Genomic DNA, 22,934 nt, shown 5'->3' with positions numbered 1-22,934 from the left:
AGGAGCACCAATGACCGCAAGACCAGGAAAGATCGCCATTTTCGAGCAGTTCGCCGCCGACGGGATCACCAGGATGTTCGGCAATCCCGGCACGGTGGAGCAGGGATTCCTCGACGTCGTGGAGCAGTTGCCGGCCTTCGAGTACGTGCTGGCGCTGCAGGAGGCCGTCGCGGTGGGCATCGCCGACGGGTACGCCCGGGCGAGTGCTGGTCCGGCGTTGGTGCAACTGCACACCGGGGTGGGGCTGGGTAACGGCATCGGCATGCTGTACCAGGCCAAGCGGGGCCACTCGCCGCTCGTGGTGATCGCCGGTGAGGCCGGCGTGCGATACGACGCGATGGATTCGCAGATGGCCGTGGACCTCGTGCAGATGGCCCGGCCGGTGACGAAGTACGCGACCCGGGTGGTGCACCCGGACTCCGTGCTGCGGGTGCTGCGCCGCGCGGTGAAGATCGCCATGACTCCACCGCGCGGCCCGGTCTTCGTCGCCCTGCCGATGGACGTGCTCGACGCGCCAACGGAGGAGCCGGTCGTACCCAGCACCATCCCCACCCGCTCGGTGCTGCCGGTGCCGGCGGAGCTGGACCGGGCGGCGCAGGCCCTGCGCGGGGCCCGGCGGCCGCTGATCCTGATGGGCGACGGGGTGGCGGTCTCCGGGGCCCAGGCGGAGCTGACCCGGGTGGCCGAGCTGCTCGACGCCCCGGTGTGGGGTGTGGACAACTCCGAACTGAACATGGACAGCACCCACCCGCTCTACCGTGGTCAGCTCGGGCACATGTTCGGTGAGGTCAGCGCGGGGGTGGTCGGCGACGCCGACGCGGTGCTGATCGTGGGCACGTACGTGTTCCCCGAGGTGTTCCCGGCACTGGCCAGCCCGTTCGCCGAGGGCGCCACCATCGTCCACGTCGACCTGGACGACTGGGAGATGGCCAAGAACTTCCCGGTCAACCTGGCCCTGGTCGCCGACCCGAAGCCGACCCTGGCCGCGCTGGCGCAGCGGCTCGGCGCCGACCGGCCGGAGCCCGCCACGCCGGCGCCGTGGGTCCGGCCGGAGCCGACCGCCGACAGCCCGATGATCGAGCTGTTCGCCGCCGAGCTGGCCGCGCAGACCGGGCCGGACCTGGTGCTGTTCGACGAGGCCCTGACCGCCTCGCCGGGCCTGGTCAAGCACCTGCCGCCCCGGGTGGCCGGCAACTACTTCCTCACCCGCGGCGGGTCGCTGGGCGTCGGCATCCCGGGGGCGGTCGGCGCCAAGATGGCCAGGCCGTCGGCCGAGGTGGTCGGCTTCACCGGTGACGGCGGGAGCATGTACACCATCCAGGCGCTGTGGACCGCCGCCCGGCACGGCGTCGGCGCCAAGTTCGTGATCTGCAACAACCACCGGTACGAGCTGCTCGACCTCAACATCGAGCAGTACTGGCGGGAACGCGGCATCGACCCGCACCCCCACCCCGAGGGATTCGACCTGTCCCGGCCGGACATCGACTTCGCCGGCCTGGCCCGCAGTCTCGGCGTGGAGGCGGTCCGCGTGAGCAGGCCCGCCGAGGTGGTCCCGGCGGTGCGCCGCATGCTGGCGCACCCGGGTCCGTTCCTGGTCGACCTGGTCACCGGGTAACGGCCACCACCTGACCCGCGTCGGCGCGCCGGCACGGGTGGCGTCCGGGCGGCCCGGCGCCGCGGCCGGCCGGTCCCCCACGGGACCGGTCCGGCGCACCGGGCCGCCCGGCGCACCGGGCGGGGCCCGCCGCCCCGCATTCCCCGACGGCCCGGCGGCGGCCGCGGCACATCCTCACCCTGGAGTCCGCACAGTGAACGAGATGATCCTCCGCGACGGCGGCCGACTGGCCGGCCGGACCGTCGCGATCCTGATGGAGACCGACTACGTCGAGCCGGAGATCGACTACTATCAGCGCCGGTTCGCCGAGGAGGGCGCCCGGGTGGAGTTCCTCACCCGGCTGTGGGGCCAGTCGAGCATCACCTTCAGCGGCCACGAGTACCGGTTGCCGTTCACAGTGGACGGCGACCTGGAGGCGGTCGACGACGAGCGACTGCGCGGCTACGACGCGCTGATCGTGCCCGGTGGGATGGTCTCCGACCGGCTGCGCTACGCCGAGCGGCCGGGCGAGCTGGCCCCGGCCACCCGGCTGCTGGAGCGGGCCTTCGCCGAGCCCTCGGTGCTCAAGGGAATCGTGTGCCACGGCATGTGGCTGGTCGCCCCCATCCCACACACCGTCGCCGGCCGGGCGCTGACCTGCCACAACAACCTGGTCGCCGATGTGCGAAACATGGGCGCCGTCTACACCGACCAGGACGTGGTGGTCAACGGCGACCTGGTGACCGGCCGCAGCGCCGACCACTGCCACCTGTTCGCCCGCACCATGATCGACCTGATCGCCGCCCGGGTCGCCACGCGGGACACCCGCTGGTGGCGCTCGGCGGTGCCGAACGCGCGGAGAGTGCGCCATGGCAACTGACTACCGCCCCGACTTCACCTTCTCCGACCTGGTCGCCGGCTACGTGACCGGGCACGACCCACAGCGGCGCCAGGTCGACCTGCGCACCAGCGACGGCCGCGCGCTACGGGCCACCTACTCCCCCACCGTGTACGCCACCGTGGTCAACAACCTCGGACAGCCGCCGCAGGACGTGACCGGCGAACTGCCCGAACTGCTCACCCCGGGCCGGCACCTGTTCGCCTACGGGGTCTTCACCCCCGGCGCGGACGGCTACGCGTTCGAGGCGCACCGGGTGGTGCTGCCCGGGCGGCGGGTCGGCGAGCACGCCTTCGAGGAGCCGGGCTGGTGGACCCAGCAGCTCACCGAACTGGCCCGGTTCTACCGGCGGGCCCAGTTCGGCGACACGGAGGTGCCCGACTTCACCGACTACCGGACGGTGGTGCGACTGGGCGGTGACAAGAGCGCCAACCACGTGCAGGAGACCGACACCCTGTCCCGCCTGGTGTACGGCATGGCCTCGACGTACCTGCTGACCGGGGACGAGACCTACCTGCAGGTCGCCGAGCGGGGTACCGAGTACATGCGCGAGCACATGCGCTTCGTCGACCGGGACAACGACGTCGTGTACTGGTACCACGGCGTGGACGTGCGCGACGCGGTGGAGTCGAAGCTGTTCACCTCCGAGTTCGGCGACGACTACGCGGCCATCCCGGCGTACGAGCAGATCTACGCGCTGGTCGGGCCGACGCAGACGTACCGGATCACCGGCGACCCGGCGATCGCCGCCGACATCGACGGCACCATGCGGCTGTTCGACAGGTTCTTCCACGACGACAAGCAGGGCGGCTGGTGGTCGCACGTCGACCCGATCCGGCTCAGCCCGCACGAGGAGAGCCTGGGGCCCAACCGGGCCCGCAAGAACTGGAACTCCATCGGCGACCACGCCCCGGCGTACCTGATCAACCTGTGGCTGGCCACCGGTGAGCAGCGGTACGCCGACATGCTCCAGGAGTGCTTCGACCTGATCCTGGAGTACTTCCCGGAGAGCGGCAGCCCGTTCGTGCAGGAGCGGTTCCACGGCGACTGGACCCCGGACCGGTCCTGGGGCTGGCAGCAGGACCGGGCCGTGGTCGGGCACAACCTCAAGATCGCCTGGAACATGCTGCGGATGAACGCCATCCGGCCGCGCAACGCCTACCGGAGGCTGGCCGAGGAGATCGGCCACCGGATGCCCGCGCTGGCCAGCGACACCCAGCGCGGCGGCTGGTACGACGTGCTGGACCGCACCCTCGCCCCCGGTGCCACGGCCCACCGACTCACCTGGCACGACCGTAAGGCGTGGTGGCAGCAGGAGCAGGCGATCCTGGCGTACCTGATCCTGGCCGGCAACACCGGTGACGAAGAGTTCCTGCGGCACGGCCGGGAGGCGGCGGCGTTCTACAACGCGTTCTTCCTCGACCACGACGAGGGCGGGGTCTACTTCAACGTGCTGGCCAACGGCCTGCCGTACCTGCTGGGCACCGAACGGCTCAAGGGCAGCCACTCGATGAGCATGTACCACGCCTCCGAGTTGTGCCTGCTGTCGACGGTGTACCAGCGGCTGCTGATCCGAGGCGAGCCGTTGGACCTGTGGTTCAAGCCGAAGCCGGACGGCTTCGTCGACCGGGTCCTGCGGGTGGCGCCGGACGCGCTGCCGACCGGTCGGGTCCGGCTCGACCAGGTCGAGATCGACGGCAGCCCGTACCGGGCCTTCGATCCCGACCAGATGTCGGTCGCCCTACCCGACAGCAAATCCGACCTGACGGTACGGGTGCGGCTGTCGCCGGTCGTCTGAACACCGGTATCCGCCGGCCGGTGGCGCACCCACCGCCGGCCGGCGCGAGTCTCCTAAGGACGGACATGCGAGTCGAAAAGTCGATGCGCGAGAACACCACGGTCATCGCGCTCATCGGGGACCTGGACAGTGCCACAGCCTCGCAGGTGCACAACGACCTCGGTCAGCTGATCCCCGACGAGGGCCATCTGCTGCTGGACCTCAGCCGGATGTCCTACCTGTCCAGCGCGGGCCTGCGGGTGCTGCTGCTGGTCTACCGGCAGGCCCGGCAGAAGGGGCTCCGGCTGGCGCTGGCCGGCATCCCCGCCGACGTGCACGCGGTGCTGTCGGCCACCGGCTTCATCGAGGCGTTCCTGGTGGCCGACACGGTGGACGCGGGCGTGGAGGCGCTGAGCCGATGACCACCACCAGCCTGCCGCCCGCGGTGCACGCCGGGCGCACCCGCCGGATCGGCGGCTTCACGGTCCGCGCCGGCGACCCGCTGCCCTTCGGCGCCACCCCCGGCCCGGACGGGGTCACCTTCTCCATCCACTCCAACGCGGCCACCGCCATGACGCTTGTGCTGTTCCGGCGCGGCGACGCGGAACCCTTCGCCGAGCTGCCGTTCCCGCAGGAGTTCCGGACCGGCGGGGTGTACTCGATGACGGTACTGGGTCTGGACCCGACCACCGTCGAGTACGGCTACCGCGCCGACGGGCCGTACCAACCCGAGGCCGGGCACCGGTTCGACCCCCGGCGGGTGCTGGCCGACCCGTACGCCCGGGCGTTCGGCGGCCTGGAGCGGTGGGGCAGCCCGCCGTACCCGCCGGACGGCTACCGCTACCGGGCCCGGGTGGTCGACGACGACTTCGACTGGGCCGGCGACCAGCAGCTCCGCCTGCCCATGCGGGACCTGGTGATCTACGAGACACACGTGCGCGGCTTCACCCGGCACCCCTCCTCCGGGGTACGGAGGCCCGGCACGTTCGCCGGGCTGGTGGAGAAGATCCCGTACCTGACCGCACTGGGGGTCAACTGCGTCGAGCTGATGCCGGTGTTCGAGTTCGACGAGACCGACCTGGGCCGCGTCGACCCGTCGAGCGGGCGGCGGCTGCGCAACTACTGGGGCTACCACACCCTCGGGTTCTTCGCCCCGAAGGCCTCGTACGCCGCCTCGGCGCGGGTCGGCGGGCAGATCACCGAGTTCAAGTATCTGGTGCGGCAGCTGCACCGCGCCGGCATCGAGGTGATGCTCGACGTGGTGCTCAACCACACCGCGGAGGGCAACGAACTGGGCCCGACCATCTCGTTGCGCGGGCTGGACGACCGCGCCTACTACATGTTGACCGGCAACGGGGCGTACCTGAACCTCAGCGGCACCGGCAACACGGTCAACGCCAACGACCCGGTGGCCCGCGCCTTCCTGCTGGACTGCCTGCGGTACTGGGTGACCGAGTTCCACGTCGACGGTTTCCGCTTCGACCTGGCCTCGATCCTCACCCGCGGCCCGGACGGCACCCCGCTGGCCAACCCGCCGCTGCTGGAGGCGATCGCCGCCGATCCGGTGCTGCGCGACACCAAGCTGGTCGCCGAGGCGTGGGACGCCGGCGGGCTCTACCAGGTGGGCAGTTTCCCGGACTACGGCCGTTGGTCGGAGTGGAACGGGCGGTTCCGCGACCTGGTTCGCCGGTTCCTGCGCGGTGAGGCCGGTACCAGTGGTGAACTGGCCACCCGATTGGTCGGCTCGCCCGACCTGTACCGCGGTCGCGGCCCGCTGGCCTCGGTCAACTTCGTCTGCTCGCACGACGGGTTCACCCTGCACGACCTGTTCGCCTACAACGACAAACACAACGCGGCCAACGGCGAGGACAACCGGGACGGCGCCGACGACAACTACTCGTGGAACTGCGGTCACGAGGGCCCGACCGACGACCCCGAGGTGCTCGAGCTGCGCGCCCGGCAGGTCCGCAACGCGCTGCTGCTGTTGCTGACCAGCCACGGCGTGCCGATGCTGTTGGCCGGCGACGAGATGGGCCGGTCCCAGCAGGGCAACAACAACGCCTACTGTCAGGACAACGAGCTCTCCTGGCTGGACTGGGGGCTGCTGGAGCGCAACGCCGACCTGGTGGAGTTCACCCGACGGGCGATCGCGTTCCGCCGGGCGCACCCGGCGCTGCGCCGCGTCACGCACGTCACCGGCACCAGCCCCGGCGCGGCCCTGCCCGACGTCAGCTGGCACGGCGAGCGGGCGTGGACCCCGGACTGGTCGGCCGACCGGCTGCTGGTGGCGGCGATGCTGCGGGCCGCCGAGCCCGACGACGGCGGCGAGGACGTGGTCTTCCTGGCGGCGAACGCGCACTGGGAGCCCTGCGCGGTCCACCTGCCCGAGCTGCCACCCGGCCTGGTCTGGGGCCGGTTTGCCGACACCTCGGCGCCCGCGCCGCACGACGCGTACCCCCCGGGGCTCGAGCCGCCCCTGGCCGAACAGTCCCGACTGACGGTCGGCGCCCGCTCGGTCGTGGTGCTGACCGCGCTGACCGAACCATCTGAGAACCGAGGTGCATCATGAGCCTGGATACCCGAATGATCGTCGAGGCCGACGTCGCGACCCTGGTGCTGGTCGGTGAGGCCGACGCGGAGTCGGCCCCTGACCTGCACCGGCTGGTCACCGACGCGACCCGGTCGCCGCTGCGCCAGCTCACGCTGGACGTCACCGGGCTGACCTACCTGTCGTCGGCGGGCCTGCGCTGCCTGGTCTACGCCCACCAGCGGCTCGGCCGCGGGGTACGGATCGTGCTGGTCGGTGCCAACGACGAGGTGGCCGAGACGATCCGGCTGACCGGATTCGACCGCAGCATCGAACTGCGGCCGGAGCTCGGCTAGTGACGGAGTGGAGTCTGCGCCTGCACGACGGACGGGCGCCCTCCCGGGAGGTCGCCGACTTCGTCGCCCGGCTGGCCACCGGGCTGGGCCTGGCCGTGCGGGAGGCGTACCGGCTGCGGCTGGCCTCCGACGAGATCACCACCAACATCGTCGAGCACGGCTACCGCTGGCAGCCCGGTCGGATCCACCTCCACGGTGGCCGGCGCGACGACATGGTGTGGGTGCGGATCAGCGACTCCGCGCCGCCGTTCGACCCGCGCGGCCGGGACCTGACCGCGCGGGTCCACGCCGACCCGATGCTGCGCCCGGCCGGCGGGTGCGGGCTGCTGCTGGCGATCCGCAGCCTCGACGAGTTCGGCTACGAGTACGTCGACGGCTGCAACCACAACGTCCTGGGGGTACGCCAGGCCCGCGGCGCAACCGGCCAGGGCCCGACGGACGGGGGACACGATGAACAGGCCGACCGCGATCATCGTCGCTGACATGGCCCTGCTGGTGCCCGAGCTGACCACCGCACTGGTGGAGGCCGGGCTGGAGGTCCGCCGGTCCGACCCAGCGGAGCTGGAGTACCACCCGGGGTTGGCCGACGGCACGACGGTGGTGCTGGTGTCGGCGTCGCTGGGCCTGCAGCGGGTCGCGCTGCTGAGTCAACGGCTGGCCGGTCTGCCGCGGCGCCCGGCTGTCCTGGTCTTTCCGCAGGGCGACCTGTGGGCCCTGGAAGCGTGCGCGCGGGGCGGATTCGACTACGTCACCGAGCCGTTCCTGCCCGGGCTGCTGCGCAGTCGGCTGTCCACCGCCTCGGAACGCGGGGACCTGCTCGACACCGTCGAGGAGATGGCCACCGAGGCGAGCCTGCGGGCGTACGAGCAGGACCTGAACAACGCCCGGGAGGTCCAGGCGGGATTCCTGCCGGAGTGCCTGCCCACGCCGGACGGCTGGGAGGTGGGCGTACGCTACCGGCCGGCGCGGCAGGTGTCCGGCGACTTCTACGACTGCTTCGAGCTGGTCAACGGGCTGCGGTTGGGGTTCCTGGTGGCCGACGTCTGCGACAAGGGGTTGAGCGCGGCACTGTTCATGGCGCTGATCCGCACCCTGCTGCGACACACCGCCGAGCACGCCGGGTCGTGGAACCTGATGGGCGACACCCCACCCATCGCCCTCGCCGGCGGGTCGATCGCCAGCACGTCGCTGGCGCCGATCCTGTCCGTCGGGGCCGGACCGCTGCTGGAGTCGGTCAACGCCACCAACCGGTACCTGGCCCGCAACCACCTCGGCCAGGGCTACTTCGTGACGCTGTTCTTCGGGGTCCTCGACCCGGTCTCCGGGGCGCTGCTGTTCGTCAACGGCGGGCACAACCCGCCCGTGCTGCTGCGGGCCGACGGCAGTTACACGCTGCTGCCGCCGACCGGGCCCGCGATCGGGATGCTGGCCAACAGCGTGTACTCGTTGGGCAACGTCCGGATGGAGCCGGGTGACACCCTGTTCGTCTACACCGACGGTGTGGTCGAGGCCCGTTCCCACACCGGCGGCCTGTTCGGCATGCCACGCCTGCTCGACGTGCTCGACCAGCCGGTCGACTCCGCCGAGGCGCTGCTGGTGGCGGTGGAGGGCCGGCTGGACCGGTACGTGGGAACGGCGGATCAGGCGGACGACATCACGATGCTGGCGCTGCGTCGGCGACCCTGACCGACGGGGCCCGGCCGCCCCACGGGCCGGCCCCGGCGTGGCCGGGCTCAGCCACCGTTGACGACGGTTCCCTGCCCGCACTGCACCGCACCCTCGGCGGCGACACGGCGCAGCCGGTCGCCCTCCGCACCGGTGGGCACGTGCAGGACGACCGAGTTGAAGGCGTCGGTCATCCGCAGCACGACGAGCTGGACGGTCAGGGCCTGTCCGCTGGGCAGCCGCAGGTGGCGCGGTCGGGTGTGCGGGTCCCGCACGTCGTGGTCGGACCACCAGGTGCGGAACTCGGGGCTGGCCTTGCGCATGGCCTCGATGAGCTCGTTGAAGTGCTGGTCCCAGGGGCGGGCGGCGGAGGCGATCCGGAACCGGGCGATCACGTCCCGGGTGTCCTCGGCCCAGTTGACGATCCGTTCGCGGGCCTGCGGGTCGGTGAGCATCCACCACAGCATGTTGCGCCGGCCCGGCGGCAGTCCGTCGAAGTCGGTGTACCACCGGGCCGCCGCGGCGTTCCACGCGGTCACCCCGGCGTAGATGTTGCCGGCGTAGACCGGATAGTCGGTCTCGCCGATCAGCGCGACGATCTGCCGTACGAGGCCCTCGTCGGCCGCCTCGGACAGGTCGGGGCTTGCCGGGGGTGCCTGGCCGTTGGCCAGCAGGTAGAGGTAGCGGCGTTCGTCTTCGCTGAGCTGCAGCACCCGGGCGAGGCTGTCGAGCACCTCGGGTGAGGGGCGGATGTCGCGACCCTGTTCGAGGTACGTGTACCACGTGGGGCTCAGCCCGGCGAGGACGGCGATCTCCTCCCGACGAAGCCCCGGGGTGCGTCGCCGAGGACCGACCGGAAGACCGACGTGTGCCGGCATGATGCGCTCCCGCCGGCTTCGCAGGAACTCGGCAAGGTCAAACCTGTTGCGACTGACAGTCAAGACGGTATCCCCCCGTACGGTTCCCCCGAACCACGCCGACATAGGCCCTCGGCAGCACCCAACCTAGTACGTGGGTGCCGCCGGACTTCCCCACGCCGCGCCCGCCGATCGGCGGGTGACCGCTCCCCCGGTCAACGGGGCGCACGATACGGTCCGGTGCCATCCGCTGTCCACTGTGGATTGAGGGAGACGCGCGGCGCCGGAGACGCTCAGCGGTCCCGATGGGCCGGCTCCGGTACACCGACCACCGAGTTGATCAGTGCCGACAGGGACACCGCCACGTCCCAGCCGCATCCCTCCTGGGCCGCGTGGAAGTCGGCGGCCGCGACGGTGGCCTCGCTGATCCGACCGGCCAGCAGCAGGGCGTCGATCAGCGCGCCGGTCAGATAGGGCGCGACCCAGGGCAGTTCGGCGCGCAACGCGTCGGCGCCGATGATCGCCCGGCGCAGGTGGGAGATCGCCTGTCTCGGCCGGTCGGCGGCGAACTCGGCAAGTGCCTGGGCGCTACGGACAAAGACCGCCGCCTCCGGGTCCTCGTCCGGCCCCGGGGGGTTCAGCGCGGCGACCGGGGCGCCGATGTGGCCCAGGACGGCCAGCACCCACGCCCGTACGGCGAGCAGCAGCGCCTCCCGGCCGGGATTGAGCCGGGCGGCTTCGGCCAGCAGCTCGGCGGCCTGGTCGACCTGGCCCAGGCCGAGGGCGAGCAGCAGCGCCCGGGACGTGACCAGCCGCACCGATCGGGCCTCCTCGACCGGGGGTTGGTCCAGTCCGTCGAGCAGCCGGAGCCCCTCGGCCGCCTGGCCGCGCAGCAACAGCACGAAGGCCCACACGGGTACGGTCTCGTCGGCCGCCCCGACCCCCAGGGCGAGTTTGCACAGCTCACTGAGCCGCTCGAAGGACAGTGCCGCCCAGGTTGCCCGCATCGCGGAAAGCAACCGGTCCCGGCCCCGAACGGTCAGGTCGAGCCGCCTCCCGAGCTGCGGGGGCAACTGCCAGAACCCCCGCGTCCGCACCATGGTCTCGGCCAGCCCGTTGCCGATCAGCAGGTCGTGCAGCAGGCCGGGGTTGCCGGCGGTCGCCGCGTGCAGGGCCTCGGCGGTGGCGGTGGCCACCTCGCCGCCCAGCACCCCGGAGACCAGGGCGCGGGTGTGGCCCTCCGACAGCGGGGGCAGGACCAGTGTCCGCACACCCGGCTCATAGCGGAGGCAGTCCAGCGGGTCAGGGGTCGGCGGGGGCGGATCGCTCGGTCGGCTGAGCAGCATGACCGCTCCCGCGCCGCGGTGCAGGTCGCGCAGGGTCTCGATCACGGCGTGGTGGGCCAGGTGAGCGTCGTCGACGACGAAGACGGTTCGCCGGGCGCGGAGTTCCCCGGTGGCCGCCGCGGCGGCCTGCACGACCGCCGGGGTCGAGGCGGGCACGACTGTCGTCTCCGCCATCTGACGTTCGGTCAGCATGGTGGCCAGTGACGGCCGGGGGGCACCCACGTCGACCACGATCACGCGGTCGCGTCGGTGGTCCAGCAGGTCGAGGGCCCGTACGAGCAGTGCCGTACGACCGATACCGGACTCGCCGGTGACGATCAGGGGCCCTGGACGGTCCCGGCGCAGCACGTTGTCGATATGGTCCAACTGCTCCGTTCTCCCGGTGAACGGCCAAATCATTTCCTACCTCCACTTTTGCACGACCTCGACGGACGCTGTCGATCCAGCCAGCACAGGGCACGCGCCAGACGCGACGCACTGTCACTCAACCAATGATTTCGCACACAGAATCATCTGCCAAAGAACAGCTAACAGAGTCCCACCATTTTGTGCGATGTCCAGGTATTGATCGCCGAGGTAGTCCCGGCCCGCAATACGGACACAGAGGGTGACGACGGCGGTCGATCACCACCGGTGAGTCGCGGCCGACCGGATCGAACGTGACGGGGTGCCCCACCAGCGCAGCGGACTGGATGCTGGTACTCAAAGTGCCGACATCACTGCATTCTGTATCGCTCATTTGAAGGAATCGATACTTCTTTGAGCAGGCAGCCAGACATGCGACGTCACACAACCAGGGAGCCGTAGGTGATCCTCAAGATCGAAGACAGCCTGGCAAGTCAGGGCCTGCCGACGCGCCCAGGCCGACACGGTGCCGACGGCGGCGGACCGGCGACGTCACCGTCCGGCCGGCGGTGCCGCCGATGCGGACCGGGACACAGGTGCCGGTACGGGGCGCCACCGACGGCGGGTGCCGGGCGGCGGTCCAGACCCAGGCCGGCCGGGAGCGGCGGCGTCGGCGGACCGGTGACACCGACCCGGACGCCCATCCGGTCCGTCCCAGCGGCGCACGCCATCGTCGACCCCACCCCCGACCTGGTGCAGACGATGTCGAGGGCAGGACCGGTGGCACCACTGCGCCCGACCACTGCGCCCGACCACGTCGCCCGACCTCCGTCCCCGCGTGGAGCGGGGACCCGCCGCCGGATGGTCGCTGGCGCGACCCACGGTCCGGTCGCGGACAACCGAACGGCAGCACCCCGGACCCGATCTCCGCATGGAGCTCGGGTCCGGCCGCCTGCCACCGGCCGCGCCCCGGGGACGCCGACGGCCGTGACGAGGCGCCCGGCGCCGTGAGCGGTGCAGCGTGATCCCACCCCCGACGCGGCCCGCGGCCGGCACAGTCAAAATGCGCGCGCCGGATGGAACGCCACCGTCCGACGCCCTGACGACCGCCGGGCGCGGCAATCCGACCCCGATTCTCCGACTGACGGTGCTGTCGGTCGGAACCTTGCCAAGTATCGACGGCTTCCGCTTCTGAATGGCGCACCACCGTCCGGCGCGGTATGGATGGAACAACCGGCGATTTACCTCGCCGATATCACCCCCCATCCGCATCGGAATGCGTCAGATTTTCCGAGAGGCGAGTACATCCCGTACACACTGCGTGCGATCCAGATATCCAAGTCTGTGGACGTCCTGGAAGCATGGCAATACCGCTGAAGCCGCGAATCCGACGGGAGCATTTAATGGTAAACATTGATACCAATCTATATCGCGGCAGCACCGGCGACGATCTTCTGTCTGAGTTCTGCCAGGAGATGCTCATGCACCTGCCGCGGTCGGACCAACGCCGCTGGGGGGAGATCTACATCCGGGGTCTGGTCTCCGTGCCCGGCCGCAAGTCGATCCGGCGCATGTCCGACTACATCGTCGGCGGGCGGGCCGACCAGGGCATCCAACAGTTCGTCAACCAGAGCCCCTGGGAGTGGGCCCCGGTCCGGCGCAGCCTGGCCAACCACGTGCTGTCGCTGTCGAAGCCGGACGCATGGGTGGTCGACGAGGTGGTGATCCCCAAGAACGGCGCCAACTCCGTCGGGGTCGCCCGGCAGTACGCCCCCTCCGCGGGCCGGGTACTCAACTGCCAACTCGGCCTGGGCATCTTCCTCAGCAGTGGCGAGCTGACCAGCCCGGTCAACTGGCGCCTGCTGCTGCCGCCGAGCTGGGACGGCGACGCCGCCCGTCGCGACCGGGCCCACGTTCCGGACCACGAGCGGCACCGGACGCGATGGCAGTACCTGATCGACGCGCTGGACGAGATGACCTTCGAGTGGGAACTGCCCCCGATGCCGATCGTGGTCGACTCCAGCCACGACACCTCAGTCGAGCCCCTGCTGCGCGCCCTGGAGGAACGCGGCCACCGCTACCTGGTCCGAATCGCCTCGGGTACCCCGATGTCCCTGGGCGCGACGGCCTGCCGGACCGACACGATCACCGCCAGCGAGTTGGCCACACTGGTCAACCGCAACGGCAGCACCTCCCTGAGCTGGCGCAACGACGACGGCACCGCATCCCGGTTCGTACTGCAACCGCTGCACCGCGGCGGACTCGGCATACACCGGCCCCGGCACCTGCTCGCCGAGTGGCTACCCGGTCAGCAGCGGCCGAACGGGATCTGGCTGACCAACCTGACCTCGGTCAGGCTGCCCCAGTTGATCGACCTGGCGCGGACACCACGGCGCACGCGGGCCGAGCTGAGTGATCTGCGCCAGGAACTCGGGCTGTGCCACTTCGAGGGGCGGTCCTTCCGCGGCTGGCACCATCACCTGACCCTGGTCTCGCTGGCGCACGCGTACGTGCGCGGCCGGGACCTCGCGGAGCGGGACGAGCAACTGCGACTGCGCGCGTCGTACGCCTGACCCCGCTCCGGTGGGCGTCCGCGCCGGATCGGACCGGTGCGGAGGCCCACGAACCTGGTTGCCAACCCCGGTAACTGGGCGACTCAAAACCCCATCGACAAGCTTAAAGCCCTGACCAACGTTTCCGCTGGTCAGGGCTTTTTGTCTGTCGGGGATGGCCGGATTCGAACCGACGACCCCTTGTTACGCGACCACGGACGCCGTCAACCGCCAGCAGCGCACAGCGTGCCAAGGGAGGCGGGACGTCGACGCGACCATCCACGGAAGCCATTCGGCAGGACCGTGGCATCCACGTCTCACATCACCCGGTCGGCGTCGTAGACGAGCGCGCCACAATGCCGGAAGATCGACTGCGCGATCAGGCCGGGGCGGGCTGTTTGCTGGTCACGTCGGGACAGGCGTCGAGGATGCGTCGGCAGGCTGTCAGCTCGGCCTCGGTGTAGGCGAGGAACAGCACTCGCTCGGGGGCGGCGGCCGAGCGGGTCAGGTGGTCGACAGCGGCCAGCAGGAGGGTGCGGGCCGTCTCGTCCAGGTCGCCGCCCGCGGTGCCCGCGCCGGCCAGCGGGAACAGGACCACCTGGGCCGGGGCGAGAGCGGTGCCATCGGCGAGGACAGGGCGTCCGGCTGCTTTCAGGGCGTGCTGCACGGCCTGATCGAGGTCACGGATCGGGCGGTAGCCGCTGCCGGGCTGGCCCTCGACCGCGGCCGAGTGCACGATCATGCGTACGCCATGGGTCCGGGCCAGCTCGCCGGCCGAGGTCACGATGGCGATGCCGGGGGTCACCGGGCGGTGGTCGCGGACCGCGTCGGCCAGCTCGTTGGCGATCACGTCGTCGAGGACACGGCCGGTCACGTCGCGACGGGAACCTTCGTAGCGAATGATGCCGGACATCGAGAACTCGTGGATGCGGGACATCATCAGGTCAGTGTTCTCAGAGTTGACCCAGGCGTCGGCGCTGGTCACCCGGCGTACGTCACCGGTGATGACCCCGATCCACCGCTTGCCCGAGCCGGCCGTGCGGCGCAGGCGATACCAGTGGGTCTCCTGACGGCCGATCACGGCCGGTCCGGGCGGTGCGGCGGGGACGGCCTTGCGGGCGGCTGCGGCCTCGCGCTTGTCCCGGTCGGCGGCCCGGTTGCCGGCCCGCAGCGCGGCGGTCCAAACGAGAAGCACGAAGGCGCCGGCTCCGCCAAAGGTCACCCCGAAGACTGTGCCGTCGGCCGTAGACGTCGGGAACAGTGAGAAGGTGACGAGCGTGGCCGTGAGGGCGGCGCACAACCAGACGAAGACGAAGAGCGTGTGGCGTACGCCGACCGAGGCCGGCCGGGTCGCCCACCAGAGGGTCGCCAGACACAGAACCAGAAAGACAGCGGCGGCAACGGTCACGACCAAGACGGGAACCTCGATTCCAGCCGGGGGTTCCCACGGTAGCCGGTGCGTCACAGCTGGTGCATGACACGGCGGAGGGGAGAGGCGGCCCTTGCGTACGGGTCTCCAGACGGTCGAGGTCGACACCGGTTTCGCGGACGCGGTGATCGGGCCGACGCCCAGGTGCTCGCCGGTGGCGTCCCGGTGTTCCTCCTGGAGAACTGGCGTGCGGGGCCGGAGCCGGACACGGCCTGGCTGCGGGCGGTGCCGAGCCGGATGCTCGACCCCCGGAACGCGGTCGTCGAATTCCAGGGACGGACAGCCGAGCTGGCCGGTCTGCATCGGTGGTTGTCGCCCGACTGGCCGGACGCTGGCTACACGGGCCAGAAGGAGCGGGCAAGACGCGACTGGCGGCCCGGTTCGCCGACCAGGCGGCAGCGCGGGGGTGGAAGGTTGGGGTGCCCACGCGGGTGCTGTTTCTGGGAAGCCCGGCCCTGATCGGGCTGGCCTCGATCCCGGCGGTGCCACTCGGGCTGCTCGATGCGGTCGAAGGCGCCCTGCCACGGCACCGGGACGTCGATCTCGACGCCGGGATCGCCGCGATCAGCGCCGTCCTGACCCGTCACCGGATCGCGGCCACAACCAGCCCGGCCGTACGGGCCGCGGTGCACCTCGAAGGTTGACTCTACGAGCAGGTGGGCCGGTCGCCTGATCTCGCAGGCCGGCTGCCTCGCGGCAGTCGGCCAGCCGGCGAATGCCCTGGTCGCGGCCGACCGAGCAGCTGCGGCCGGAGGCAGCGCTCAACAACCCGGGCTTCCTCCAGGCACGACAGGGACTGGTCTCGACTGTCGAAGCCGCGGTCGAGGAAGCGGGTGAGATCTGTCGCGAGCTGGTCCGGCGGCATCCGGGATGCTCTGAGGACGGTCTGGCCGAGGTGGAGGATATGGCACGCGAGATGCGGACCTAGCAGACTTCGAGCGGGCGGATGTCGGCCTGAAGCCGGGTGAGGGCGGCGCGCAGCGCGGGCAGGCCGTCCATGGTGCTCGCGGTCAGGAGCAGGCGGACGGGGGCGTCGGGGCGGTGCACCAGGCCATTGCTCAGCAACCAGGTCAACTCGGGTGTCGACCAGTCGTCGGCGCCGCCCACCATGATCACGACGCCGGGGAATCCGGCCGGCGACTCGGTGGGCAAGAGGTCGACGGCCCGGGGCATGGCCGGCTGCTGGATGCGGGCGTCGAGCACGATCCACCCGGCCTGCTCCAGCTCGGCGGCGATCGATTCGGCCACTTCACCCGTACGCGGGAAGTCAGGCCCGTACAGCCAGAGCGCGGCCAGCCGGCGGCCGGGCCACTCGTGGGTCACGGTTCCCCCGGTGATCAGGCCGTGCAGCCGGGTCAACCGGTACGAGGCCTTCTCACGTCCGTGGACATGCAGGTCAGCATGCATGACCGCGTAGGCTGAGGCGCCGCGCGCGAGAAGCCACTGCTCGTCCATGTTGTCCATGATGCCCGCCGCTACGCTTGGCCCGTGAGCACACAGGACGGTGCGGACGTGGTGGTGCTGACCGCGCTGCCGCTCGAGTACGATGCGGTCAGAGAGCACCTGCAAGGCCTGGCGCGTTCTTCCCATCCGGCCACGGGCACGCAGTTCGAGGCCGGGTCCTTACCCGGCGGCACCGGTCGGGTGGCGATCGCGGTGCTGGGGCCGGGCAACACCGACGCCGCCCTGCTGGCCGGTCAGGCCATCGAGTTGTTCGATCCACGCGCGATTCTCTTCGTCGGAATTGCCGGCGCCCTGCACGATGATCTCCAGCTGAGTGATGTCGTCGCCGCCACCAAGGTCTACTCGTATCACGGCGGCTCGGTGACGGACGACGGATTCCGCGCGCGTCCTCGGTCCTACGACGCGGACCACGAGCTTCTCCAGCGCGCCTACGCCGTCGCCCGCGAGCAGTTCTCCGGGCCGAGCACGCCCATGATCCATTTTCGGCCCGTCGCCGCGGGCGAGGTCGTGCTGAACTCGCGTACGCAACCGCTGGCCGACCAGTTGCGGACGCACTACAACGACGCCGCGGCGATCGAGATGGAGAGCGCCGGGATGGCTCGGGCGGGCCACATGCATCGGAAGCCGACATTGACCGTTCGCGGCATCAGTGACCGGGCCGACGGCGCCAAGGCCATCGTCGACGCTTCCGGTTGGCAGCCTCGGGCGGCCCGGCACGCGGCCGATTTCACGATGGCCGTCATCGCGGACTTCCTCTCCGCACCGCCCAGTTCGGCCGGGCGCCGGCCGGAGCGCGCGGGTTCCCCGTCCTCGATCCAGAACATCAACGCAATCGGCGCACCGGCCTACGGCGCTCTGCACGGCAACGTCTACGTGCACGAAGGCGAGCGCCCGTCCACGCCCGAGTGGCGCACGGTGAGCCGACCGCCCGAGGTGGCCTGGCGGTCGATGATCACGCGGTCGACGCTGAATTTCGAGCCGTCCACGCTGGAAGTGCATCTGGTCCCGGCCACCCAGGCCCCGTACATCGAGGTCCGCCGCTTGGCCGGCCTGGCCGACGAGCTCGCCACCCACCTTCCCGCGAGGGTCGCCGTCGAGACCGAGGTCGATGATCGGGGCGCCCGGGCCGTCTCGACCGATCGCAGGGCCGGACCGCAGGGGCTGTTTCTCGGCCGCAACGGTCAACGTTCCGCCTGGGAACCGCTCCCCCGCGACACCATGGGCGCCCTCCTCGACGAGTCCTGGCTGACCGACCACCTCGCGGCGTTGATCACCACTTTGATCAGGTTCAGTCCTCCGCGTGCGGCCCGATATGCGCCGGCGCTCGCGGTGAGCTCGGCCACCATGCTGACCATTGGGCGGGCGGATCAGTTGTCACGGACAGCGGCGAGCGGGTTCCTGATGAGGGACAAGCTCGAGGTGCCGCCCGAAGAATCTGTGCCGGCCGACGACCTCGACAACCTTGCCTCCGAGGTGGCGGCCGAGCTGACCGCCCGGCTGCTGCTGGCCTTCCGCCAGGGCAACCGCTAGGGGCACTGGCCGTGGGACAGCACGTCAGCGCGGTCGAGGGATTCGCGCACGGAGTCGTCGGGGCCGATCTGCACGTCGGGGCCGACGGGGTGCCGCTTTACCTGCTCGCCCGGTGGGAGCGGGTGGATACGCCTCCGAAGGAATGGCTGGCCGAGCTGCCGAGTCGCCTGCTCGACGCCCGGCACCGGGTGGTGCCGTTCACCGGTCGCGACGACGAGCTGGCCGCCTACCGGCGCTGGCGGGACGGCCCGGCCGCGTACGGGATCCGCTGGTTGCACGGCCCGGGCGGGCAGGGCAAGACCCGGCTGGCTGACGAGGTGGCCGCTCAGGCCCACGACGACGGGTGGTTGGTCGTCACCGCGAGTGCCGGTGCCGGGCAGATCCATGCTCCGTCGGCCGGTCCTGACCTGAGAGCGGCCGACACCCCCGGCGTCATGGTGATCGTTGACTACGCCGACCGCTGGCCCGTCTCGCACCTGATGCTGCTGTTGGAGAATCGCCTGCTGGCGCGGGCAACGGTGCCGGTACGGGTGCTGTTCCTGGGGCGAAGTGATGCCACCTGGCGGGGACTCACCAGCGCACTGAACGCCGGTCACCTTGAGCTGGCGTCCGAGCGTCTGTCCCCGCTGACCGGCGCCGGTGACACCCGCCGCCACATGTTCGAGGTGGCCCACCGGGCCTTCCAGGACGGCGACGAGGGAGTTCCGGCCGGCGTCGGTGAGTTGCTCGCCCGGCCCGATTTCGGCCTGACCCTGGCCGTGCACATGGCGGCCCTGGTCGCGGTCGACGCCCGTCCGCTGCCCGCCGACCTGGCCGGCCTCACCCTCTCGTTGCTCGATCGTGAACAGCTGCACTGGGCCAATCGCTACGGCCGGGGCGGCCGCCTGCGGCCCGACCTGATGCGCCGGGTCGTCTTCGTCGCGTCCGTGTGCGGGGTCAGGCCGTCCGCCGAGGCCGCCGGTTTGCTGAGCGACGCGTTGCCCGGCCACATCGATCCGGTGATGGCCGCCGACGACCACGCCGCCTGCTATCCCGCCGACGACACCCAACGGTTACAGCCGCTCTATCCCGACCGGCTCGCCGAGGATTTCGTGGCGTTGACCCTGGACGGCCACGATGCCCCCCACCCGTCGGCGGCGTGGGCCGGGCCGTTGCTCGCGCGCCTGCTGGAACGCGATCCGGCCGGCTCGTCGCGACCGTGGCTCTCTGCCGCCATGTCCACCCTGGCCGCCGCCTCGCTACGCTGGCCCCACGTCGGCGCCCGGCATCTCTATCCGGTGCTGCGCTCGGATCCCCGTCTGGCTGTCGAGGCCGGCGGCAGCCCTCTGGCCGCCCTGGCCACGGCCGAAGGGGTCGACCTGGACCTGCTCGTCGAGATCGAGCCACACCTGCCCAAGGGCCGCCATCTCGACCTCGACCTGGCCGCGCTCACCCTGCAACGCCGCCTGGCCGACCAGCGCCTGGCCGCGGCCGACGGGCCGCGGGCGCGGGGTGACGTCCATGTCGACCTCGGCTATCGGCTCAACGTGGCCGGGCATCGCGAGCAGGCTCGCACCGAGATGGCGGCCGCCGTCGAGGCGTACCGGATCGCGGCCGCCGGCATTCCGGCCGACCCCGACCTGGCGCACGCGGTCATGAATCTCGCGCATACCCAACTCGACGTCGGTGACCGCTCCTCCGCGCTGGCCAGTGCCGAGGAGGCGCGGGATCTCTATCGCACGCTCGCGGTCCAGGATCCGCCGGAGCACGAGCCCGACCTGGCCTATGCCTGGATGACCCTCGGAACAGTCCTCGCCGCCCTCGGCCGGCACCGGGAGGGCGCCGATGCCTGCGGCGAGGCCGTCCAGCTCTACGCGAGGCTCGCGGAGTCCGATCTCGACCAGTACGAGGGTGAGCTGGCCGGGGCGCTGGGCAACCGTGGCATCTGGCTGCACGGGCTAGGCGCCTACGACGAGGCGCTGGCCGACGTGCGCCGGGCGTCCGCGATCTATCGGCGGCGGGCGGCCACCGACCCGAACGCCTACCTGCACGAGGTGGCGGCCTCACTGGTGAACGAGGGGATGCAGCTGGACGGCCTGCGCCGCTATCCGGAGGCCGTCGAGGTGATGACGGAGTCGGTAGCGGCCTATCGCAAGCTGGCCAAGCTGCGTCCCGACTCGTTCGAGCACTTCCTCGCGACCGCTCTGAGCAACCTGAGCGAGCCGCTCTTGCACGTCAGAGGCATCGCGGAGGCACTGGCCGCCTCGGCCGAGGCGGTGGAGATCCGACGGCGGCTGGCCACGGCCCGGCCCGCCGTGTTCGAGGCCGACCTCGCCGTCGGCCTCAACAACTACGCCGTCGACCTGCTGGCCGCGGAGCGCACCGGCGAGGCGATGGACGCGGTAGCCGAGGCCGTGGCGATCCGACGCCGGCTGGCCGCGGGAGACCGGGCGACGTACACCGAATTCCTCGCCTCCTCCTTGAACAACCAGGGCCAGGTGCAGCGGGCGCTCGGCCAGCCCGAGGGGGCCGCCGAGTCGTACGCCGAAGCGACCGCCCTCTATCGCGAGCTCACGGCCGAGCGGCCGGCCGCGCACCGGATCAACCTCGTCACCGTGCTGAACGGCAGCGCTCGCGCCCTGCATGACCTCGGCCGCCACGACGAGTCGCAGGCGTCCGCCGAGGAGTCCGTGCGTGTCTACAGCGAGTTGCCGGCCGAAGTACGGGAACGGCCCGGCGTACGACAACTCCTTGAGGAGGCCGAGGAAGTGTTGCATGGCTGAGCTGGACGAGGCGCTCGAGTGGCTGGCTGAAATACCGTGCCCTGGCCACCCTTGCCCAGTTGGCGCCCAAGGATCACCCGGGTGCCTTCCGCCATCAGCATTACTCGGCTGCCTGATCCGGCGGCCGCTGCGACGGCATCACCTGCGCCGGCGGCCGTACCACCGCCTGGAGCTGCGGCGGCGGCACGAAGCCGGGCGGCCACGGGGTACCCCAGCGGGACGCGCAGATGGCTACGGTCGCCCACGGGACCCACGGCCCATGCAACATGATCGGCTCGGTCCGCTCGTAGTGCAGCGCCACGGAGTAGCCGAGCGGGTTCGGCTCGATCATGAGCAGGTGGTCGTGGTAGTACGAACTCCACTGCCCCGCCATCACCAGCAGGCGTTCGCTGGTGACGATGGCCGGGAAGCGTCCCATCAGCCTCCACTGCGGAGCGGCAGCCGCCTGCGCCTTGCGCCGGTTGTTCGCGTTGACCGCGGCCGAAGCGGCCAGTGACGCCGCAGTGAGGAAGAGACCCCCGGCGGAGAACATGCTGCTTGAGTACTCGACGTCCGCTCCGCAGAAGATGGACATGTTGACTGGCAGCGTGCCGTACTGCACTTCCTGTGGCCGGCACGCGATCGTCGGCGGGGTCGCGAGCGGTTGTTGCCCCGCCTGCACGCGGGCGATCAGCAAGGTCATCGAGTGCCAGCCCGCAGCGGCTTGCTCCGCCTCGGCCTGCTGCATCTGCTGATACCTGGACATGCTCATATCTGACGGACCGTTGCCACCTCACCGCTACAGCCGCCGGACGTCTGGTCTTGCGGTGGTCGGGCTCGCCGCTCAAGACATCTCGGCCGGGGCGTCCTGCCCCGATGCTGTCGTGACGTTCCGTTACCAGCGAGCCAGCACCGGCGGTATGGCGCATCCGCTTCTTCCGAATTGAGTGCATCCGATCAGTCGGCGCGAGGCGCCGAACTCGCACCTTGCCCACTTCCAATAAATGTGGCGACGGAGTCAAGAGCGCCAGCTTCTCCAGTGAAGACTCCGGGACTCAGATTACTTGCAAGATCATTTTGCCTGATGCGGTTCGCATTACAAGTCAAAGCCAACAGTGAGATCTTCGTGAATGTAATTCACTCACGCACCAACCGAAAGAGGCCACTGGCAGGTGGCGCAAAGATTGCGGGCACTAGGTAGCATGGGGTGCCCGTCCAGAGGAGAAGTCTAGTGATGCTGGAAGATGCGGGCAACCTTGGTGATCTTGTCGGCTCCATCGGAGTAATCATCTCCTTACTTCTAATTGCACGACAGACTCGCCAGTTGACACAGCAGACAAAGATCAGCAACGAGGTCGGTTCAACCGAAGCCGCCTACAGCGCTCTCGAGCGGATTCACCAGATCAGTCAAATCATGATTGACGATCCTCAAATGCAACAGTACTTTCACGAAGACAAGGATTTTCCTGCCGATAAGCTCGAGCGCGCGCGGGTGATGATGGTGGCACAGGTCCTGGCTGACACGATCGACTACGGGCTAATGGTATGTGACCTGCGCTCGCACATGGAGAACTACCAAGGATGGCCGGCATTCGCAGTTAGCTCCATGAACACCAGCCCCGCATTGCGCCGCGTCGTAGACGATCACCCAGAGTACTGGCCGCGACTGAACCGGCAGTGGCGGGAGCATCGCCGCGAGCTGGCGCGACCATAGAATTGAGGCAAGTACTGCCGTGGCCCGCCCTTGGAAGCCGCCGCCAGCACCCCCTCCTGCGGACACCGGAGGTGTTACTTTGACCGGGTGGCTAGCAACGCAGGCGTCACCGCCCTTCGGGTCATGAGATACGACGACT

The 22,934-nt window shown here is 70.4% G+C and carries 18 protein-coding genes; 13 read left to right on the top strand and 5 right to left on the bottom strand.

Annotated features, from left to right (window positions below):
- The first annotated feature begins 10 nt into the window (after nucleotides 1-10).
- From AB0B57_RS03495 to AB0B57_RS03460, 8 genes are all read left to right on the top strand, one after another.
- Nucleotides 11-1,615: a thiamine pyrophosphate-binding protein gene (locus AB0B57_RS03495; protein WP_357064753.1), complete on the top strand. Its 1,605-nt coding sequence runs from the start codon at nucleotides 11-13 to the stop codon at nucleotides 1,613-1,615.
- Nucleotides 1,616-1,817: 202 nt separating this feature from the next.
- The gene (locus AB0B57_RS03490) at nucleotides 1,818-2,474 is read left to right on the top strand and encodes a DJ-1/PfpI family protein (protein ID WP_357064751.1); all 657 of its coding nucleotides are present in this window, start codon (nucleotides 1,818-1,820) and stop codon (nucleotides 2,472-2,474) included.
- A complete protein-coding gene (locus AB0B57_RS03485) occupies nucleotides 2,464-4,290 on the top strand; it encodes an AGE family epimerase/isomerase (protein WP_357064750.1) in 1,827 nt (608 codons plus the stop codon). The genes AB0B57_RS03490 and AB0B57_RS03485 overlap by 11 nt, the downstream gene beginning before the upstream one ends.
- A 65-nt stretch (nucleotides 4,291-4,355) precedes the next feature.
- A complete protein-coding gene (locus AB0B57_RS03480) occupies nucleotides 4,356-4,691 on the top strand; it encodes an STAS domain-containing protein (protein ID WP_357064749.1) in 336 nt (111 codons plus the stop codon).
- On the top strand, nucleotides 4,688-6,838 hold the full coding sequence (gene glgX / locus AB0B57_RS03475; protein WP_357064748.1) for a glycogen debranching protein GlgX: 2,151 nt from the start codon (nucleotides 4,688-4,690) through the stop codon (nucleotides 6,836-6,838). Before AB0B57_RS03480 ends, glgX begins: the two co-directional genes overlap by 4 nt.
- Entirely contained in the window at nucleotides 6,835-7,152 is a 318-nt protein-coding gene (locus tag AB0B57_RS03470) for an STAS domain-containing protein (protein ID WP_357064746.1), read from the top strand. The genes glgX and AB0B57_RS03470 overlap by 4 nt, the downstream gene beginning before the upstream one ends.
- Nucleotides 7,152-7,634: an ATP-binding protein gene (locus AB0B57_RS03465; protein ID WP_357064744.1), complete on the top strand. Its 483-nt coding sequence runs from the start codon at nucleotides 7,152-7,154 to the stop codon at nucleotides 7,632-7,634. Before AB0B57_RS03470 ends, AB0B57_RS03465 begins: the two co-directional genes overlap by 1 nt.
- On the top strand, nucleotides 7,603-8,838 hold the full coding sequence (locus AB0B57_RS03460; RefSeq protein WP_357064742.1) for a PP2C family protein-serine/threonine phosphatase: 1,236 nt from the start codon (nucleotides 7,603-7,605) through the stop codon (nucleotides 8,836-8,838). The genes AB0B57_RS03465 and AB0B57_RS03460 overlap by 32 nt, the downstream gene beginning before the upstream one ends.
- 47 nt (nucleotides 8,839-8,885) lie before the next feature.
- On the opposite strand, the gene AB0B57_RS03455 is transcribed toward AB0B57_RS03460, so the two are convergent.
- Together AB0B57_RS03455 and AB0B57_RS03450 are read right to left on the bottom strand one after the other, a co-directional pair.
- Nucleotides 8,886-9,800: a helix-turn-helix transcriptional regulator gene (locus AB0B57_RS03455; RefSeq protein ID WP_357064740.1), complete on the bottom strand. Its 915-nt coding sequence runs from the start codon at nucleotides 9,798-9,800 to the stop codon at nucleotides 8,886-8,888.
- A 167-nt stretch (nucleotides 9,801-9,967) separates the two neighbouring features.
- On the bottom strand, nucleotides 9,968-11,419 hold the full coding sequence (locus AB0B57_RS03450) for an ATP-binding protein (RefSeq protein ID WP_357064738.1): 1,452 nt from the start codon (nucleotides 11,417-11,419) through the stop codon (nucleotides 9,968-9,970).
- Nucleotides 11,420-12,768: 1,349 nt separating this feature from the next.
- Between AB0B57_RS03450 and AB0B57_RS03445 the strand changes: the two genes are divergently transcribed.
- Nucleotides 12,769-13,938, top strand: coding sequence for an IS701 family transposase (locus AB0B57_RS03445; RefSeq protein ID WP_357064737.1), 1,170 nt, complete (start codon nucleotides 12,769-12,771; stop codon nucleotides 13,936-13,938).
- A gap of 358 nt (nucleotides 13,939-14,296) precedes the next feature.
- Here AB0B57_RS03445 and AB0B57_RS03440 read toward each other — a convergent pair whose 3' ends face one another.
- Nucleotides 14,297-15,325: a hypothetical protein gene (locus AB0B57_RS03440; protein WP_357064735.1), complete on the bottom strand. Its 1,029-nt coding sequence runs from the start codon at nucleotides 15,323-15,325 to the stop codon at nucleotides 14,297-14,299.
- A gap of 452 nt (nucleotides 15,326-15,777) precedes the next feature.
- Between AB0B57_RS03440 and AB0B57_RS03435 the strand changes: the two genes are divergently transcribed.
- Nucleotides 15,778-15,990 carry a hypothetical protein gene (locus AB0B57_RS03435; protein WP_357064733.1) on the top strand — a complete coding sequence of 71 codons (213 nt, stop codon included), beginning with the start codon at nucleotides 15,778-15,780 and terminating at the stop codon, nucleotides 15,988-15,990.
- A gap of 280 nt (nucleotides 15,991-16,270) precedes the next feature.
- Here AB0B57_RS03435 and AB0B57_RS03430 read toward each other — a convergent pair whose 3' ends face one another.
- Nucleotides 16,271-16,801, bottom strand: coding sequence for a hypothetical protein (locus tag AB0B57_RS03430; protein WP_357064732.1), 531 nt, complete (start codon nucleotides 16,799-16,801; stop codon nucleotides 16,271-16,273).
- Between the two features lie 33 nt (nucleotides 16,802-16,834).
- Between AB0B57_RS03430 and AB0B57_RS03425 the strand changes: the two genes are divergently transcribed.
- Together AB0B57_RS03425 and AB0B57_RS03420 are read left to right on the top strand one after the other, a co-directional pair.
- Nucleotides 16,835-18,340, top strand: coding sequence for a 5'-methylthioadenosine/S-adenosylhomocysteine nucleosidase (locus AB0B57_RS03425; RefSeq protein WP_357064730.1), 1,506 nt, complete (start codon nucleotides 16,835-16,837; stop codon nucleotides 18,338-18,340).
- Nucleotides 18,341-18,351: 11 nt separating this feature from the next.
- Nucleotides 18,352-21,102, top strand: a complete 2,751-nt coding sequence (locus AB0B57_RS03420) for a tetratricopeptide repeat protein (protein ID WP_357064728.1) — start codon at nucleotides 18,352-18,354, stop codon at nucleotides 21,100-21,102.
- 100 nt (nucleotides 21,103-21,202) lie between these two features.
- On the opposite strand, the gene AB0B57_RS03415 is transcribed toward AB0B57_RS03420, so the two are convergent.
- Nucleotides 21,203-21,847, bottom strand: a complete 645-nt coding sequence (locus AB0B57_RS03415; RefSeq protein WP_357064726.1) for a hypothetical protein — start codon at nucleotides 21,845-21,847, stop codon at nucleotides 21,203-21,205.
- A 465-nt stretch (nucleotides 21,848-22,312) separates the two neighbouring features.
- Between AB0B57_RS03415 and AB0B57_RS03410 the strand changes: the two genes are divergently transcribed.
- Nucleotides 22,313-22,795, top strand: coding sequence for a hypothetical protein (locus AB0B57_RS03410; RefSeq protein WP_357064724.1), 483 nt, complete (start codon nucleotides 22,313-22,315; stop codon nucleotides 22,793-22,795).
- Nucleotides 22,796-22,934: the final 139 nt, after the last annotated feature.

Source organism: Micromonospora sp. NPDC049101, from assembly GCF_040648675.1.
GTDB lineage: Bacteria > Actinomycetota > Actinomycetes > Mycobacteriales > Micromonosporaceae > Micromonospora.
Note: the sequence above shows the minus strand (reverse complement) of the source record. Positions and strands in the feature narration are given on the sequence as shown.

Bases quoted from the DNA above. Each gene is read 5' to 3' on its own strand.
- AB0B57_RS03495 (WP_357064753.1), top strand. From the start codon at position 11: ATGACCGCAAGACCAGGAAAGATCGCCATTTTCGAGCAGTTCGCCGCC.
- AB0B57_RS03490 (WP_357064751.1), top strand. From the start codon at position 1,818: ATGATCCTCCGCGACGGCGGCCGACTGGCCGGCCGGACCGTCGCGATC.
- AB0B57_RS03485 (WP_357064750.1), top strand. From the start codon at position 2,464: ATGGCAACTGACTACCGCCCCGACTTCACCTTCTCCGACCTGGTCGCC.
- AB0B57_RS03480 (WP_357064749.1), top strand. From the start codon at position 4,356: ATGCGAGTCGAAAAGTCGATGCGCGAGAACACCACGGTCATCGCGCTC.
- glgX (WP_357064748.1), top strand. From the start codon at position 4,688: ATGACCACCACCAGCCTGCCGCCCGCGGTGCACGCCGGGCGCACCCGC.
- AB0B57_RS03470 (WP_357064746.1), top strand. From the start codon at position 6,835: ATGAGCCTGGATACCCGAATGATCGTCGAGGCCGACGTCGCGACCCTG.
- AB0B57_RS03460 (WP_357064742.1), top strand. From the start codon at position 7,603: ATGAACAGGCCGACCGCGATCATCGTCGCTGACATGGCCCTGCTGGTG.
- AB0B57_RS03455 (WP_357064740.1), bottom strand. From the start codon at position 9,800: ATGTCGGCGTGGTTCGGGGGAACCGTACGGGGGGATACCGTCTTGACT.
- AB0B57_RS03450 (WP_357064738.1), bottom strand. From the start codon at position 11,419: ATGATTTGGCCGTTCACCGGGAGAACGGAGCAGTTGGACCATATCGAC.
- AB0B57_RS03445 (WP_357064737.1), top strand. From the start codon at position 12,769: ATGGTAAACATTGATACCAATCTATATCGCGGCAGCACCGGCGACGAT.
- AB0B57_RS03430 (WP_357064732.1), bottom strand. From the start codon at position 16,801: ATGGACGAGCAGTGGCTTCTCGCGCGCGGCGCCTCAGCCTACGCGGTC.
- AB0B57_RS03415 (WP_357064726.1), bottom strand. From the start codon at position 21,847: ATGTCCAGGTATCAGCAGATGCAGCAGGCCGAGGCGGAGCAAGCCGCT.